The organism is Alkalicoccobacillus murimartini (assembly GCF_030813245.1).
Taxonomy (GTDB): domain Bacteria; phylum Bacillota; class Bacilli; order Bacillales; family Bacillaceae_D; genus Alkalicoccobacillus; species Alkalicoccobacillus murimartini.
The window spans coordinates 657,552-674,790 of sequence record NZ_JAUSUA010000002.1 but is presented as its reverse complement, the minus strand read 5'-3'; the positions used below and the strand labels follow the sequence as shown (position 1 = coordinate 674,790).

General features: G+C 40.4%; 17 protein-coding genes. 14 read left to right on the top strand and 3 right to left on the bottom strand.

What is annotated here, in order from left to right:
• The first annotated feature begins 61 nt into the window (after window positions 1-61).
• From J2S05_RS09815 to nirD, 4 genes are all read left to right on the top strand, one after another.
• Window positions 62-424: a DUF1516 family protein gene (locus J2S05_RS09815; RefSeq protein ID WP_306982292.1), complete on the top strand. Its 363-nt coding sequence runs from the start codon at window positions 62-64 to the stop codon at window positions 422-424.
• A gap of 315 nt (window positions 425-739) precedes the next feature.
• The gene (gene cobA, locus J2S05_RS09810) at window positions 740-1,894 is read left to right on the top strand and encodes a uroporphyrinogen-III C-methyltransferase (RefSeq protein ID WP_306982289.1); all 1,155 of its coding nucleotides are present in this window, start codon (window positions 740-742) and stop codon (window positions 1,892-1,894) included.
• A 78-nt stretch (window positions 1,895-1,972) separates the two neighbouring features.
• Window positions 1,973-4,402 (top strand): nitrite reductase large subunit NirB, encoded by a 2,430-nt coding sequence (gene nirB / locus J2S05_RS09805; protein ID WP_306982670.1) that lies wholly within the window; start codon window positions 1,973-1,975, stop codon window positions 4,400-4,402.
• Window positions 4,403-4,413: 11 nt separating this feature from the next.
• A complete protein-coding gene (gene nirD / locus J2S05_RS09800) occupies window positions 4,414-4,740 on the top strand; it encodes a nitrite reductase small subunit NirD (protein WP_306982287.1) in 327 nt (108 codons plus the stop codon).
• A 47-nt stretch (window positions 4,741-4,787) separates the two neighbouring features.
• Here nirD and J2S05_RS09795 read toward each other — a convergent pair whose 3' ends face one another.
• Together J2S05_RS09795 and J2S05_RS09790 are read right to left on the bottom strand one after the other, a co-directional pair.
• Window positions 4,788-5,351, bottom strand: coding sequence for a YdhK family protein (locus tag J2S05_RS09795; RefSeq protein WP_306982286.1), 564 nt, complete (start codon window positions 5,349-5,351; stop codon window positions 4,788-4,790).
• 488 nt (window positions 5,352-5,839) lie between these two features.
• The gene (locus J2S05_RS09790; RefSeq protein WP_306982284.1) at window positions 5,840-6,541 is read right to left on the bottom strand and encodes an aspartate/glutamate racemase family protein; all 702 of its coding nucleotides are present in this window, start codon (window positions 6,539-6,541) and stop codon (window positions 5,840-5,842) included.
• A 110-nt stretch (window positions 6,542-6,651) separates the two neighbouring features.
• Here J2S05_RS09790 and pdxR point away from each other — a divergent pair, with 110 nt between their 5' ends.
• Window positions 6,652-8,070: a MocR-like pyridoxine biosynthesis transcription factor PdxR gene (gene pdxR / locus J2S05_RS09785; RefSeq protein ID WP_306982282.1), complete on the top strand. Its 1,419-nt coding sequence runs from the start codon at window positions 6,652-6,654 to the stop codon at window positions 8,068-8,070.
• A 253-nt stretch (window positions 8,071-8,323) separates the two neighbouring features.
• On the opposite strand, the gene J2S05_RS09780 is transcribed toward pdxR, so the two are convergent.
• A complete protein-coding gene (locus J2S05_RS09780) occupies window positions 8,324-9,190 on the bottom strand; it encodes an AraC family transcriptional regulator (protein ID WP_306982280.1) in 867 nt (288 codons plus the stop codon).
• A 116-nt stretch (window positions 9,191-9,306) separates the two neighbouring features.
• Here J2S05_RS09780 and J2S05_RS09775 point away from each other — a divergent pair, with 116 nt between their 5' ends.
• The 9 genes from J2S05_RS09775 (at window position 9,307) to J2S05_RS09735 (ending at window position 17,227) form a co-directional block, all read left to right on the top strand.
• Window positions 9,307-10,320, top strand: a complete 1,014-nt coding sequence (locus J2S05_RS09775) for a zinc-binding alcohol dehydrogenase family protein (protein WP_306982278.1) — start codon at window positions 9,307-9,309, stop codon at window positions 10,318-10,320.
• Between the two features lie 87 nt (window positions 10,321-10,407).
• Entirely contained in the window at window positions 10,408-11,418 is a 1,011-nt protein-coding gene (locus tag J2S05_RS09770; RefSeq protein WP_306982276.1) for a C4-dicarboxylate TRAP transporter substrate-binding protein, read from the top strand.
• A gap of 13 nt (window positions 11,419-11,431) precedes the next feature.
• Window positions 11,432-11,914 (top strand): TRAP transporter small permease, encoded by a 483-nt coding sequence (locus J2S05_RS09765; protein WP_306982274.1) that lies wholly within the window; start codon window positions 11,432-11,434, stop codon window positions 11,912-11,914.
• 2 nt (window positions 11,915-11,916) lie between these two features.
• Window positions 11,917-13,197, top strand: coding sequence for a TRAP transporter large permease (locus tag J2S05_RS09760; protein ID WP_306982273.1), 1,281 nt, complete (start codon window positions 11,917-11,919; stop codon window positions 13,195-13,197).
• Between the two features lie 12 nt (window positions 13,198-13,209).
• Complete coding sequence (locus tag J2S05_RS09755; RefSeq protein ID WP_306982270.1) at window positions 13,210-14,706, top strand: UxaA family hydrolase; 1,497 nt, start codon at window positions 13,210-13,212, stop codon at window positions 14,704-14,706.
• A gap of 122 nt (window positions 14,707-14,828) precedes the next feature.
• The gene (locus J2S05_RS09750) at window positions 14,829-15,986 is read left to right on the top strand and encodes a metallophosphoesterase (protein WP_306982268.1); all 1,158 of its coding nucleotides are present in this window, start codon (window positions 14,829-14,831) and stop codon (window positions 15,984-15,986) included.
• A 134-nt stretch (window positions 15,987-16,120) separates the two neighbouring features.
• Window positions 16,121-16,687: a flavin reductase family protein gene (locus J2S05_RS09745; RefSeq protein WP_306982266.1), complete on the top strand. Its 567-nt coding sequence runs from the start codon at window positions 16,121-16,123 to the stop codon at window positions 16,685-16,687.
• A gap of 12 nt (window positions 16,688-16,699) precedes the next feature.
• Complete coding sequence (locus tag J2S05_RS09740; RefSeq protein ID WP_306982263.1) at window positions 16,700-16,963, top strand: hypothetical protein; 264 nt, start codon at window positions 16,700-16,702, stop codon at window positions 16,961-16,963.
• Between the two features lie 21 nt (window positions 16,964-16,984).
• Window positions 16,985-17,227 (top strand): hypothetical protein, encoded by a 243-nt coding sequence (locus J2S05_RS09735; protein WP_306982261.1) that lies wholly within the window; start codon window positions 16,985-16,987, stop codon window positions 17,225-17,227.
• Window positions 17,228-17,239 lie beyond the last annotated feature (12 nt).

Genomic DNA, 17,239 nt, shown 5'->3' with positions numbered 1-17,239 from the left:
ACGCTCTTTTTTTGCTTGAAAAAAGGTACACTAGTAAGAAGGTTTTTTAGGAGGAATGATCATGTTAACTCAATATCATCTACTAGCTATTATTCTTACACTTGTTCTTTTTGGACTTGTTTATTCACTCTATCGTAAGGGGCAGCAAAGAAAGGCTGTGATCCTTCATCAGGTAATGAGAGTGTCCTTTCTGTTTGTCCTTGCAACAGGCATACTACTTGTTCCTATGATGCCATTCTCCATTCTACGTGGTGGGAAATTATTATTAGGTATTATTAGTATGGGCATGATAGAAATCTTTCTTATGCATCTTAATAAAGGTGATTTGACGAAGTTTACAACGGTCTCGTTAATGATCGTCCTTTTTGCTACGATCATGATAGGGTTATTTCTGCCTCTAGGAATTTACCTGCGTTTTTGGTGAATGCTCAAGTGGTAGGAAATGAACATGTAGAAAAACGAATATTTATCAGATGATGATTACGAATTTCGAACAAAGAAAATGATACTATATTGCAATTATATATAAATGGGAATATGTATTACCTGCATTTTTCCATTGGTGGCTTATACACTGCTATGAGCCTTTTTTTGCGGTTATCGTATTTTTTAATATGTTTAAGGTAAGTTATCTAACACTAATAATGAATAAAAAACCTTGTAAGAAATACTTACAATTAACCCTTGTGATTCTCGTATCTCTATTAGAATAACAACTTAAATAGGGAGGGATGGAGAGATGAACCAAGGCTGTGTTTATTTTGTAGGCGCTGGACCAGGGGATCTAGAATTGATCACTGTAAAAGGCTTACGCCTGCTTCAAAAAGCTGATGTCATTGTATTTGACCGGCTTGTTAATCCATTTTTACTAACAGAGACAAATAAAAAAGCAAAATTAATTTATTGTGGAAAGCAACCCTGTAAGCATACGCTGCGGCAGGAAGACATTCAAAAGGAATTATTAATCCATGCGAAAAAAGGGTTAAAGGTTGTTCGCTTGAAGGGTGGAGACCCCTCTATTTTTGGAAGAGTTGGCGAGGAGGCCGAGTTATGTGCTCGTCATCAAATTAACTACGAGGTGATTCCTGGTATTACATCAGGAAGTGCAGCAAGCATTTACTCCGGTGTTCCACTAACTCACCGACATCTTTCCGGTTCGTTTGCTACTGTAACAGGTCATACCTGTACAAAAGATGGCAAGCCAGCGGTTAATTGGGAAGCGCTTGCGAAATCGGTGGATACCATTGTATTTTACATGGGGATTAAGCATCTTCGAACAATATCTGAAGAATTAACTGAACATGGCATGAGCAAGGATACGCCCATTTTGATTGTACAGTGGGGAACATATAGCAAACAGCGGTCAGTGGAGGGTACACTTTCAACGATTGCTAATCAAGCCACACTCATGGGTATCGAGAATCCAGCTATTATTATTGTAGGCAATGTGATTCAAATGAGAAGCAAACTGAATTGGTTTGAAAATAAGCCATTATCAGGACGAGGCATATTGATTCCGACAAACGATGCGAGCGATGAGATGGATCAGTTGAAAGGCCAAGGCGCAGATATCTGTCAATATCCATTCTTAAACCAATCGTCTATCATAAAACGTGATCAGGTTGTTTTAACGCGTTTGTTTGAAGACAAACATATTAATACGATCCTTCTAAAAAGTGTTCAAGACTGCCTTGAATTTTTTGAATATATCGATTTATCTGGCATTACTAAGGACCAACTAAACGATTTTACATGGATTTGCAACGGGCTTGAAACGAGTCTTAGTTTGGCAGCACATGGTGTGGAGGCTAACCAAACTATTAATGATGTATTAACAGTCCAGTCGGTAGTTGAAGCTCTGCTACCGCAAGTGGGTCAAGTGATACAGCAATAAAGGTAAAGAGTGCTGTTTCAAAGGCATTCTTTACAGGTTGGTTTGTCTGGCAGCTAAATCATCATAAAGGGGAGAAACATCTTGAAGCAAAAAATCATTTTAATTGGAAATGGAATGGCAGGGATACGAACGCTTGAAGAAATAATAAAAAAAGATCCAAATCAATTTGAAATTACGGTATTTGGTGAAGAACCTCACCCAAACTATAATCGAATTCTACTGTCATCTGTATTGCAAGGTGATGCGAGCATTGAAAGTATTGTTCTAAACAGCTACGAATGGTATGAGGAGAACCAAATTGAGTTGTTCACTGGGGACCCAATCGTCAAAGTAGATACAAAATCTCAAACCGTATTAAGTAAAAATGGTCTGAGTAGATCGTATGATCAATTAATTTTTGCGACAGGCTCAAACCCTTTTATGCTACCGCTACCAGGTGCAGATAAAGAGGGTGTGATCGCTTTCCGTAATATTCAAGATTGTGAAACGATGATTGATACGGCTAAGAATTATAAGAAAGCAGCCGTTATTGGTGGCGGATTATTAGGATTAGAAGCGGCTCGAGGATTATTGAATCTAAATATGGAAGTGGAAGTTATTCATATTGCTGATTACCTAATGGAAAGACAATTAGATAATCAAGCTGGGAAGATGCTAAAGGAAGGGTTAGAACAGCAGGGAATGACGTTCCGCCTTAACGCACATACAGAACGAATTACTGGTAATAAGCGGGTAGATGGCGTGCAATTTAAGGATGGATCAAAACTTGATGCTGACCTAGTGGTTATGGCAGTGGGGATTAAACCAAATGTAGCGCTGGCAAAAGATTCGGGACTCGATACAAACCGTGCCATTCTGGTGAACGACTATATGCAAACCTCGGTACCTAATGTATACGCTGTTGGTGAGTGTGCAGAGCATAATGGGATCGTGTATGGTCTTGTTGCCCCATTATATGAGCAAGGTAAAGCATTAGCTGAGCATATTTGTGCAAATGAGGCGTTATCTGAGCCAGGTTATCAAGGATCAATCGTGTATACACAACTTAAGGTATCCGGTGTGGATGTGTTTTCTGCGGGCCGTTTTCAGGATGGAGATAAGACAAAATCAATCCGTGTGCATGATGAATTTGAAGGCATCTTCAAAAAGGTTGTTGTAGAGGATAACAAGGTGATTGGTGCAGTATTATTTGGAGATACATCCGATTCACCGAGACTTCTGACGATGATGAGAAATGGTCAGGATATCTCAAAAATGAGTAAGGTGGCTATCCTACCATCTGAGAATGAATCAGATGAGAAGGAAAGTGTTGTTGTTGGCATGTCTGATAGTGAAACCATTTGTGGATGTAATGGAGTGTCAAAAGGAGATATCGTCAAGGCTATTAATGAGCAAGGTTTATCAACAGTAGAACAGGTTAAAGCATGCACGAATGCTTCTCGTTCCTGTGGCGGGTGTAAGCCACTTGTTGCCGATCTTTTAGCTGTAACAACAGGAGAAGAAGCTTCTAACCAGAAAGAACCTATATGCGGATGTACAGATCTTTCTCATGAGGAAGTAGCTGCAGAAATTAAGGATAAAGGCTTGAGTTATGTAAGAGAGGTTATGAATGTTTTAGGATGGACGTCTGAGAACGGCTGCTCTAAATGCCGTCCAGCTGTAAATTATTACTTAGGTCTAAATAATCCGATTGAATATGAAGATGATTCAACCTCGAAGTTTGTGAATGAACGTCTACATGCAAATATCCAAAACGATGGTACCTTCTCTGTTGTTCCAAGAATGTATGGAGGAGTTACCAATCCAGAACAACTCAGAAAAATTGCTGATGTTGCGGATAAGTATAAGGTGCCATTACTAAAAGTGACTGGTGGCCAACGTATTGACCTGCTTGGAGTTCCTAAAGAAGATCTTCCGAATGTATGGAGTGATCTCGGAATGCGCTCCGGTTATGCCTATGGAAAGTCGATCAGAACGGTAAAAACATGTGTTGGAGAGAACTTCTGCCGTTTTGGGACCCAGGATTCCATTGGCTTGGGTATTCAGATTGAGAAGAAGTACGAAGGCTTAAGTACGCCTCATAAGGTAAAAATGGCAGTCTCCGCTTGCCCGCGTAATTGTGCCGAATCTGGGATTAAGGATATTGGTATCGTTGGAGTCGAAGGGTCTTGGGAGATCTATGTTGGTGGGAACGGCGGTGTAGATCTGAGAAGTGCTGAATTGTTCTCTAAGGTCGAAACAGATCAGGAGGTTCTAGATACCATTAGCGCATTCCTTCAATTTTACCGTGAAGATGCTAGATATCTTGAAAGAACATCTCATTGGGTTGAGCGTGTAGGCTTGGAACATATCAAAAAAGCTCTTGAAAACGAAGAAAAACGAGCGCAACTCATTGAACGAGTGGAATTAGCCTTAACGAAACAACATGACCCTTGGAATGAAGTACTGGAGAGTAAGGATAAGCAACAAGCTCTTTATGAAAAGAAAGAAGTGGAAGTGACCAACTAAGGAGGTGCGAGATGACACAAGTAGTGAATGAGCAACATATTTATGTAGCTGATCTGAATGAGCTTTCTGTAGACATAGGAAAAAAGCTAACCATTTCCAGTGTAGAAATTGCCTTATTTCGACAAGAGAATGGCGAAGTGCTAGCTGTTGAGAATCGATGCCCTCATAAAGGAGGTGTTCTCTCTGATGGAATTGTTAGTGGAGAACATGTCTTTTGTCCAATGCATGATTGGAAGATTGATCTGCGAAAGGGAGAGGCGGTAGCTCCAGATGTAGGCTGTGTAAAAACATATGATGTTTCAATTATTGAGGACAAAGTCTATCTTTTAATCAGTTAACTATGTTTAAAGAGGCTGTCAGAAAACTGACAGCCTCTTTTTCATGGTTAAGGCGTGCGTAATTCATCCTCTGTGACCCATTTATGGTTCATGATCCGATCTCCACCACTGACCGGCGTAAAGTCCACCATGTAAACTGTTGTTTGTTCAGTGGATTCAATGGTTGCTTCTGTACCATTCATGCCCGCCATATGATCGGTATCAATTATTGCTTTATCACCTGTTTCAAGGGGCTCTGCTCCAGCGTAATCAAGCTCCTCATGAACAACCCACTTGTGATGTGTAATTTTTTCACCACCATTTGTTGGTTGATACGAGATAGCATAGACCGTTGTATCATATGCTCCAGAAATAGTGGCTTGAGCTCCATTCATATCTTCCATATGATCCGTCTGAATCACAGCGTCACTCCCGACTTGGAATCTTGGTTCTTCGGCTTCTTGTAAGCCTTCAGGAACGTCTCCTGAGCTGGAGTGGCCTGAATGATCCATGTCGTCGTGAGTGGACGTTTCATTCATATCTGTTTGATCGCCCTTAATCGTTCCATCCTCATTACACGCAGTTAAGGTCACCAAAGTAGCTATACATAATAAAAGCGGAATTTTCTTCAATAGAACTCACCTCTAGTTGTTTTTGATCTTCAGTAAGTATGTCTGTTTCTATGTATAGCTTTTACGTTCAGCGTTAATTTAAAACCCAATGAACCAATTTGTATAGAATCTGTGGATAACTGTTATTCAATAGCCGTTCGTTTTGTGAATAACTAGTTACGCGAATTGATATACTTAGTATAATTTAACGTGGATATGTGGATAACACTGAGGATAAGTTGGTTTTATCCACAGAAAAGGTTTTGGGACATTATAATATATCTTAATGAAAAAGCGAATAATTTGAATGAACAGCATAGCTGCAGTAACTCTAACCTGGAAGTAACTCAACTCAGATTACTGATTAGCTTAAACTAGCGGGGTGTATGTCCGGAGCGGCGGCCTCACTCTCTTATAATGACAAAAACCCGAATCATTATGTGCGCTAAACATCATAATGATTCGGGTTTTTAGATAGCTAAAACAGTTCTTTTCCAGTCCCTAATAAATCATACGAGTACTTGCTCCATTGCAAAAGCGACCGCTGACTCTGCATGAAGTTTCGTTGAATCAAATACAGGCAGGGAGGAATCCTCCTGTTTAATCAGTAACGGAATTTCCGTACATCCAAGGATGACACCCTCTGCTCCTTCTAGAGCTAGTTCGTGGATGAGCTGTTGATATCTTACTTTTGATTCATTTCGAATCTCTCCTCGACACAACTCTGAAAAGATGATGTCATGAGCATCTTTACGACCTATGTCGCATGGAATGATGCATTCAATCCCATGACTAGCAAGGCGATTTTTATAAAAGTCTTTTTCCATGGTGAAAGCTGTGCCGAGCAACCCTACACGTTTTAACTTTTGTTTTTTAATGGATTCAGCTACTGCATCTGCAATGTGGATAAGTGGTATAGACGTAGCTTTTTCAATATCTTCTGCCATGAGATGCATGGTGTTGGTACAAATGACAATGAGGTCTGCACCGGCACCTTCAAGCTTTTGGGCAGCGTCAACCATCTTAGCAGTGGCTTCTTCCCAATGTCCAAGCTTTTGCAGGTTCACAATCTCTTGAAAATCAAAGGAATGTAGCAGGCATTTAGCCGAGTGAAGTCCGCCTAACTCATCTTTGACATACTCATTCACATACTTGTAGTAATCTGCTGTTGATTCCCAGCTAAGTCCTCCAATAAATCCAATGGTTTTCATGCTGAATTCCTCCGTTCATTCATTTGTTCTATCGTAGCATGCTATACTGGTATGAATAAGATCCAGGTTAGAGTTACTTTTAAGGTGCCAGATTGAAAGGAGAATGAATAGTGCTTTGGTTTCCAGTAGATCGACATATCTCCACATCCCTCGTGCAACAAGTTTATACACAGATTAGAACGATGATTTTAAGTGAACAGTTAAAGGAGCATGAGAAGCTTCCATCCACAAGAGAACTAGCTGATTCAATTGGTGTCTCCAGAAATACGGTAACAGATGCCTATGATCAGCTAATTCTTGAGGGGTATTTAATCGTGAAACCTCGTTCTGGCACATATGTAGCAGAAGGCGTTGTATTAAAAGCAGCGGAGATAGAACGGAAGGAAGACGATCTGACAAATTGGCTGCAAACCGAGCAGGGGGATGAGCAATTCATTGATTTTCGGGCGAGTCACCCAGCCATGGACCATTTTCCGAGGAAGGTCTGGGGCAGACTCGCTAAGGAAGTGTGCTATGACTCATCGGACGAGTTGTTCGGCTATCGAACGCCACTTGGTGATGAGACATTGCGCAGTGTCCTAACCACATATCTAGCCCGTACACGAGGGGTGTCCTGTCACCCAGAGCAAATTGTAATTACAGCGGGAGCCACTCAAGCGTTGGCATTGATTACGCAACTGTTGATGAATGAGGGTGAATACGTTGCCGTTGAAGATCCTGTCACGGATGAAATGAGACAGATATTTACCAATGCTGGAGCGATTGTCAAACCAATAAAAGCAGATGATCATGGAATCATGCCAGAGAAGTTATCTCGCGACGGAAAACCAAGCTTTGTGTTTGTTATTCCTTCTCATCAATTCCCACTCGGAGCGGTCCTGCCGATTCAGCGTCGAATTCAACTCGTTGAATATGTGCGTAGCATGAATAGCTATATAGTGGAAGATGACTATGACAGTGAATTTACCTATGAGGGAACAGCAGTGTTTTCGATGCAGGGACTGGATGCTAAGCGAGTGATCTACGTTGGGACCTTTAGCAAAATTCTCTCACCAGCACTCCGTATTGGTTATGTGATCTTACCCTATCATTTAGTTGAGCGATTTAAAGAGCTAAAGTGGTTTTCTGATCGTCATACAGCAACACTTGAGCAGCAAATTATGGCAAGGTTTATAGAAGAAGGACATCTGGATCAGCATGTACGGAGAATGAAACGCATTTATGAGAAAAGGCGAAAAACCTTAGTTGCTGCCCTAAGAGAAAGCTTTCCCGCCCTTACGATCGTAGGTCATGCTGCTGGCATGCATGTGGTCGTTGAATGGAAGGATCTTGTTGTGGATGATACGTTTGTTAAACATTGCAAACAGCATCAGGTGATTATTTATCCAGTTGAATATTATGCACTACAAAAAGGCTACCACACCCACCAAATGGTCCTTGGGTATGGTAGCTTGACGGAATCTGATATACAGCTCGGTGTAAGAAGACTGCGCGAAGCAGTTGGATCTTATACAGAAGACTTGATTTAACTGAACACTACTTAAATTTCGGAAATGGGATTGTGTCTTGGTAATGGGCGTATTTTTCTTGATGGATGTACGGTTACTCTTGGTGAAGCACTGCAGCCTTTGGTAAACCAAAGTCCAGCTTGGTTTCGCTTAGATACCTCTTAGTCATGCCTTCTACTTCGTAATGGATCTCACGCTGTCTTGGTTTCTTTGTTCCTCCACTTAGTAAGGGAGAAGACAAGCGTTAATCGTGTTGATCAAATAAAGCAGGAGCCTATTCATTAAAGGCTCCTGCTTTTCTATAGAGTGATGGGGTCATGTTGGTATGTTTTTTAAAGGTACGATAGAAGTGAGGCATGCTTGTGAACCCACAGGACTCTGCTATCGTTTCGATGTTGTCGTTCGATTGGAGTAATAATTGTTTACTTTGAGCCATGCGTTTGGTTGTAATGTAGTCGGATAAACGAATGCCTAAATATTTTTTGAACACTCGACTTAAGTGTTCACTTGAGATTGATGCTCGTCCGGCTAACTGTTCTAATTCAAGTTTTTGATCTAGATGTCCTTCGATGTATAGAAGTAGGTTCCGCATCCACTCGGGTTCTCCAATGGATTTCGGTGTATAGGAACTAAATACACAATGACGATCCAAATAAACAAGGAGAAGCTGCAACCATAAAAACAAGGCATGCTCAGAGTCTTTGGTTGATTCCTTGATCTCACTATTTAATCGATCAAAATAGTACTCAATTTCTTCATGACTCGTTTCATTAATTTTGAAGCGATATTTCTTCTCGGCACGAGCCTGATCTAAAATAGATTTTCTTGAATGCGCATACAAAACGTTAGGTAGTTGAGTAAGCGAAGAACTAAAAAATACAGCTGTTGATGTAATTAAATGTTCAGACGAAGGAATGGCTTGATGAATGACGTTGCTTGGAATAATGAAGAGATCTCCAGCCTCTGCCTGATATAAGTTTTGATCAATTAATAAGGTACCTTTACCTTTATATACATAAATAATTTCGTTCCACTCGTGAATGTGGTGAGGGAGTTCATTTTTCTGAGTCTTCGTATCTTTAAACGTAAGAGAGACAGGAAGATTTCTACCAGGTGTCATTGTCTTTTCAACGAGTTTCATACTATCACCTCCTACTCATTATATCAATAAAAGGTATAAACTAGTCAAATTACGCAATATCTATAGCTTAATAATGTTGTTAGAATCGCAGTATATAGAAAAGCAGGAGGTAGACGATGAAGGGAATAGTTTGTAATCAACCAAAGGAATTTATTTTTAGAGACGATATGAAAGCGCCTACATTAAATCGAGGAGAAGTACTGATACAAATAAAACGAGTGGGAATCTGTGGCACAGACCTACATGCGTACATGGGAAACCAGCCTTTTTTTCAATATCCTCGGGTTCTAGGACATGAGTTATCAGGTGAGATTGAAGAAGTTAGTCAGGAGATAACAGATCTTAAAGCGGGTGATCGGGTAGCTGTTATTCCTTACATGCACTGTGGCAAGTGTGATGCTTGTCTATCTGGTAAAACAAACTGCTGTGAAACGTTGCAGGTGCTTGGTGTCCATGCAGATGGTGGGATGTGTGAGAAGCTAGTTGTACCTAAAGAGCATGTCATTAAAACAAATCATCTCTCGCTTGATCATGCAGCTTTAATTGAACCACTGGCAATAGGGGCTCATGCTGTTAATCGTGCACAGGTTAATGAAGGTGATCAGGTGCTAGTTGTTGGTGCAGGACCAATTGGACTTGGTGTGATGGCTTTTGCCAAACGGAAGGGTGCAGTCGTTACAGTTCTCGATGTGAATGAGGAACGTTTAGCGTTTTGTCAAAAATGGGCGAAGGTTGATCAAACCATTTGTTCTAGTAAGCCAACAGAATCAGAGCTTCGTGAGACAATAGGTACGATGCCAGCTGTGGTTTTTGATGCAACAGGGAATGTACATTCAATGACACAGGCCTTTGACTATGTAGGCTTTGGTGGCAAGCTAGTCTATGTTGGTTTAGTAAAACAGGAGCTAACTTTTAATGATCCAGATTTTCATAAAAAAGAGCTGACGTTACTTGGAAGTAGAAATGCGGCAAAGAAGGATTTTGAAGATGTAGCTGATTTATTAGCATCAGCTCAGTATGATATGGATGCGTATATTAGTCATAGATGTGAGTTTGATCAGTTGATTGATACGTTTGAAGAATGGTTAAAGCCTGAATCCAAAGTTATTAAAGCGATGGTAACGATATAAGGAGTGGATTGGTTCTAGTGATGACATCATTAGAATCAACTCTACCACTGAAATGAAAGCGTTATCTACTATTAGGAGGACAATTAGATGTCTAAGCTATTACATTCTTTTCTCTTTATTCTATTACTGGTTGTCTTGAGTGCATGTGCTACGCCAACGGCTACTTCGGAGAAAGAGGTTTTTACCGTTAACATAGCGTATGGAAATCAACCTGGTGAACCAGTGGATCAGGTTGCAAGAAAGTGGAAGGAGCTAGCAGAGGAGAGAAGTGATGGACGATTGGACTTTCATATCTATCCAAGCTCACAGCTAGGCTCAGAGGCTGATGTGGTCGAACAGGCCCTGTTTGGAAGTAACGTGATTATTTTTACGGGGTATGATTTCTTGATGAACTTTGTACAGGATCTAGGAGTACTTACGGCTCCTTATATCGTAGATGATGTCGATGACTTATTCTATCTAGCTGAAACAGAATGGTTTGAGGAACAACGAAAAGAATTAATGGATATTGGATTTGATATTGTTTCTACCAATACACTTTATGGTGAAAGACATTTAATGACTACACGTGAAGTGCTGACTCCTGATGATCTTAGGGGAATGAAAATTCGTGTTCCGAATAACCAGATGTATATCAATACCTTTAGTGTGCTCGGGGCATCACCTACACCCCTACCACTTGGAGATATGTATGCGTCATTACAGCAAGGTGTCATTGACGGTGCGGAGAATCCTATTCCAGTACTCGAAGCTTCAAAAACCAATGAAGTGGCTAAGTATCTTGCCCTAACTGGTCACACAAAAATCATGAGCCCATGGGTGAGTGGGACAGATTTTTTGGATGAGCTCCCTGATGACTTGCTTGAGATTCTTCGCGAAACAGGAGACGAAGCAGGGGAGTATGGAAAAAACATTGTCTATGAGCAGGAAGAAGACGTATTAGAGTTGTTTGAGGAGCAAGGCATTATTATTAATGAAGTAGACCAGGATGCCTTTAAAGAAAAGGCTGAACGAATCTTTGAGGTAACCCCTGAGTGGAGCCCAGATTTACAACAAACGATTGAAGAATTACTTGAAAATAGATCCACTACCCAATGAAGGAGGGCGCGTTATGAAGAGATTAATCAATAATATTGATGATTTTCTATCAGCTGTTGCTCTTGCAGGAATTATTCTATTAATAAGTTTAAATGTATTTTTTCGTTTTGTGTTAAATAACCCGATTACGTGGACTGAGGAAATTAGCTTAGCGTTGTTTATCTGGCTTGTATTTGTAGGGCTTAGCTCAGCGATGAAAACCAATTCTCATGTAGGGATCGATTATTTTGTAAGAAAGCTACCAGAACGTTGGAGGTTTAGACTTCAGGTCTTCCGATTAGTTTTTATCTTTGCCTTAACCCTCGTCGTGTTTGTTTATTGGGGCGCGGCATTTGCTATTCATGGGGTGGCTAAGGTTACACCAGTTCTAGGAGTAAGCTATACATTCATCACATTGGCAGTTCCTGTTGGTTCTGTACTTGTCTTATACCATCTTATTCGGGTTTTCATTAGAAAAGATAGAGACTATGTGAATCAAGAGAGAGGAATAGAATAGGTATGATACTAGCCATTACACTCATTTTAATGCTTATCCTAATGATGATGAATATCCCGGTTGCCTATGCGATGATTGCAGCCTGTGCATTCTATTTTATTTTTAATGATAGTTTTGCTAATGAGATTTTAATACAACGAATGATGAGCGGAATTGAATCGTTTCCACTCTTAGCGATCGTCTTCTTTGTAACAGCGGGTATTTTAATGAATTATACCGGCATTACAGAACGGATGCTACGATTTGCACAAGTGTTAACCGGACATATGACTGGTGGACTTGCCAAGGTTAATGTTCTATTAAGTGTACTAATGGGTGGCCTGTCTGGCTCTAATATTGCTGATGCTGCGATGCAGTCAAAGGTTCTAGTGCCAGAGATGACAAAGCGTAATTATCCGCCAGCGTTTTCGACAGCGCTTACGGCAGCGACATCTCTTATTACACCAATCATTCCACCGGGTATTGCCTTAATCATGTACGGCTATATTGGAAACGTTTCAATTGGTCAATTGTTTATGGCCGGTATTGTTCCAGGCCTTATGCTCAGTGTCATTTTTCTTATTCTGGTTCATTTTTTAGCTAAAAAGCGTGGATTTGAAGTGGAAAAGAAACCAGCTGCTAAACCAAAGGAAATTTTGTTTGCGTCTAAGGATGCAATACTTGCCATCTTACTACCAATTATCATTATTGGTGGAATTCGATTCGGTGTATTCAGTCCAACTGAAGCCGGTGCTGTAGCTGTTATCTATGCCTTATTACTTGGATTTTTAATCTACCGCAAAATGACAGGAAGAGATCTGTTTGAAGCTTTAAAGGAATCCGTGAACCTAACCGCAACGATTATGATCATCATTGCTGCGGGAACGGCATTTGGGTGGATTCTAACTCTTGAGCAGGTTCCTCAATTTTTGACGGAATATGTGACGGGTTATATAAGCAGTCCAGCTATCTTTTTATTTGTTGTCATGATTTTCTTGATTGCTGTAGGAACGTTAATTGAAGGAAATGTTTTACTCATTATTTTGACGCCGATTCTTCTACCTATGGTGAATTCATTTGGTATTGATCCTGTTCACTTTGGACTGTTCTTTATCTTGTGTCTCAGTGTTGGAACGATTACTCCGCCAGTTGGAACCATTATGTTCACAACGGCTGCCATTACCAAGGTTAAGATCGAGGATTTCATCAAGGAAGTATGGCCATTCTGGTTGGCATTAATTGTAGCCATTCTACTGATTGCCTATATTCCTGCCATATCATTATGGTTACCGTCAATTCTTTAATAGGAGGAGCATATGATAAAGGAATTTACACAAATACATGAACAGGATTCTGTGCTTATCACCTTACAGGATCTATCAAAAGGAACATCCATTCATTATAACGATGAGAATTTTGAACTGGTCGAGGATATCCCTTCAGGACATAAGATTGCGGTGAAGGATATCGGACAGGGAGAAAATATTATAAAATATGGCTTCCCGATTGGACATGCAACTGAGGAGATCAAACGCGGTTCTTGGGTACACACAGATAACGTGAAAACAAATCTATCAGGTGCGTTAGAGTACGATTATCAAGATACAAATGAATCAATAATGGGCATTCATCCATCTGGACAAACCTTCTCTGGTTATGTCCGAAAAAACGGTGAAGTAGCAATTAGAAATGAAGTCTGGATTATTAACACAGTAGGCTGTATTAACAAGGTAGCAGAGAACTTAGCTAGATTAGCAAATAAAGCACATGAGGGTCGTGATTTTGATGGGGTACACTATTTCCCTCATCCTTTTGGCTGTTCGCAGTTAGGGGATGACCTAGAGAATACGCAGAAACTTCTTGCTAGGTTAGTTGAGCATCCAAATGCTGCAGGGGTTCTTGTCCTAGGTTTAGGGTGTGAGAATAATTTCATCGAATCCTTCAAAAAAGCCATGCCTAACTACGATAGCGACCGTATTCGTTTTCTAGCAGCACAAGAAACAGAGGATGAATTGGAGGAAGGGTTAGAGCTTTTAGGAGAGCTAGTAGATTTCGCAACAGAGTTCAAACAACAGCCTGTGCCTATTTCCAAGCTGAAAGTAGGGTTAAAATGTGGAGGCTCAGATGGCTTGTCTGGTATTACTGCTAATCCAATGGTTGGTGCCTTCTCAGATCTATTAATTAGTCAGGGTGGTACAACCATTCTTACTGAAGTACCTGAGATGTTTGGGGCAGAAACAATCCTTATGGACCGCTCGAAGGACCGTATCGTATTTGATCAAATGGTAGATCTAATTAATGACTTCAAAGAATACTTTATTCGTCATGATCAGCCTGTTTATGAGAATCCATCTCCTGGAAATAAACAAGGGGGGATTACAACACTAGAGGAAAAATCCCTAGGGTGTGTGCAGAAGGGTGGATTTGCAACCATCGTTGATGTATTGGACTACGGAGAAAAAGTGTCTGAAACCGGATTAAATATTGTACAGGGTCCAGGGAATGATCTTGTCTCTGTTACTGCGCTTGCCGCAGCAGGAGCCCACATTGTTCTATTTACAACGGGAAGAGGTACACCTTTTGGCGGCCCTGTTCCAACGGTTAAGATTTCAACTAACTCTACCTTGTATAATAAGAAAAAGAACTGGATTGACTACAATGCAGGCGAGCTTGTAGAAGGAAAAAGTATGGATGAGGTGCGTGATCATTTCTTTAGTTACTTACTTGATGTAGCTTCCGGAGAAACACGTACTCGAAATGAACAAAATGGATTTAGAGAGATTGCGATTTTTAAAGATGGTGTGATGTTATAAGTGTTTGAACAGCTGATGAGAGATTCTCTTATTAGCTGTTTTTCTCTTTCTTCCTATAATTTGGTCGAGCATGCTATGATACGAATAAATAGATAGAGGATACGGAGAAGGGGTTAAGAAACGTGAAATCTTTACGTGGAATCATTAGTGTTGTGTTGGGTTTGGTTTTGTATGCAGGTATCAATCTATACATAGGTTGGCATGGGGCCATTTGGATGAAGTCACTAGGCGTAACAGGTACAGGTTCAATGACTTTGTTTTGGGTGTTACTTGCTATTGTTTCCTTTGCATATATCCTTGCTCAAGGTATCAAAGGTCCAATTGGTAGGTTATTAAAAGTGGTAGGATCATTTTACTTTGCGATTCTGCAGTATGCGATTTTATTTCTGCCTGTTCTAGATCTAGGTCTTTGGTGTTTGAGTTTGGCGGGGTTCACAGTCAGTGAGCATGTTACATGGATTGGAACCATTGTATTGATAGGATTTGCACTGCTACTAATCTGGGGATCAAGAAATAACTGGAGTACAGTTGTGAGACCATATTCATTAACGGTAAAAAAAGCTGCTAGTGAGCGCTCTCAACTACGTATTATGGTGGCATCAGATATTCATTTAGGAAATATTATTGGTAATCGATTTTTAAAGAACTTAATTAAGAAGACGGAAGAAATAAAACCAGATCTTATTTTAATTCCTGGAGATTTACTGGATGGAGACATTGAGCCATTTAAACGCAATCAAATGGCGGAAACCTTAAGGTCACTAAAGGCCCCTCTTGGCGTTTATGCGGTTCTGGGGAATCATGAGTATTATGGTGGAGCCGTTGAGGAATTTATCGAACTTGTTGAAGGTGCGGGCATTAAGATGCTTCAGGATGAGGCGATTGAAATAGATGACACCTTTTATATTGTCGGACGTAAAGATAAGACAGCTGAAGGAAGTAGATATGGGGGTCGGAAAAGTGTACACGATCTCTTAGCTCCGTTATCTCAGCATAAGCCAATCCTACTCATGGATCATCAGCCGTACCATTTGGACAAAGCTGAACAGGCAGGAGCCGATCTGATGTTATCTGGTCATACCCATCGAGGTCAGATGGCACCAAACCACTGGATTACATCACGTTTATTTGAACTTGATTATGGATACAAGCTCAAAGGAACGATGCACGCCCTTGTATCGTCAGGGTATGGTTCCTGGGGCCCGCCAATCCGAATAGGGAGTCGTTCTGAAGTTTTACAGATTGATCTAACCTTTGTGGGAGAAGGAGAAGAGAGGTAAGAATCATTCTACTTCTCTATTTTTTTATCATTTAATGATAGTATATTGGTTTAATTGGATATCATGGAAAGTTTAGATTGAAAGTTTACTATTTTGGGTATGGAGTAAATGTCCCTTATAAAGGAGAGGTAAAAATGAGAATGCCGACTTCAAAACCTGGATGGCATACGTATCCCGGTATGGTGGCGATTGTAACATCGATGAATGAGAACCAAAAAAATGTGATGGCAGCAGGCTGGCATACTTATATTGGACAAGACCCAGGTTATTATGGAATCTCTTTAAGGAAAGAAACTCACTCCTTCAATCTTATTAAAGAAAGTGGAGTATTTGGTGTGAATTTTCTCACAGGAACTCATTCTGAATGGATTCAAGCAACCGGAACATATAGTGGGTCAACTATGGATAAGTTCGAGGCCTTGCATATTCCATATGAAAACGGAATAAAAGTAGATGTACCGATTCTAACGGATGCTTACTTTGCCTATGAATGTAAGGTGATTGATATTACTACGTATGGTGATCATGAGTGGATTGTAGGTGAGGTACTGCTCACGTATAAGGACGAGAATGTGTTCTCAGAAAATGGACTACCTGACCTTTCAAAAATCAGCATCCCCACGTATATGGGTCGCTCTGAGTATCGATTGATTAATCATAAAACAGATAGTAAAAAACATCGAATAACGGACTCTTTATAGGAGGATGAAATCATGACAACTCAAACAACAAACCAGCAAGGCTCAGCGGTAGGCGCACTGGTTTTAGCGATCGTTAGTTTATTTGTCCCGCTTTTAGGATTAGTTGCGGCCATTATATCATTAGTTATGATTTCAAAAGTTACAGCTCCAGACCAAAGTGGACTTAAGACGGCAACGAAAGTGATCGCATGGATTTCCATAGTAATGGAAGTGGTTTTAGGATTTTTAGCGATAACAGGAGTCATGAGTTATATGATGTTTTCAGAAGCTATCTAACCAAAAAAGCGAGGGGATTAAATGACAACGCAAACATCAAATCAGCAAAGTTCAGCAGTAGGAGCATTAGTTTTGGCTGGTATTGGTTTTTTTGTACCGGGAATAGGAATTATATTGGCTATCATCGCATTAGTGATGATTTCAAAGGTGACGGCACCGGAGCAAAGCGGATTAAAAACAGCAACTAAAATCATTGCCTGGTTCACGTTGATTGGACATTTGTTAGTGATCCTCTTCTTTGCAATGAATGTTATGGTTGTTTAGAGCAGTGAAATA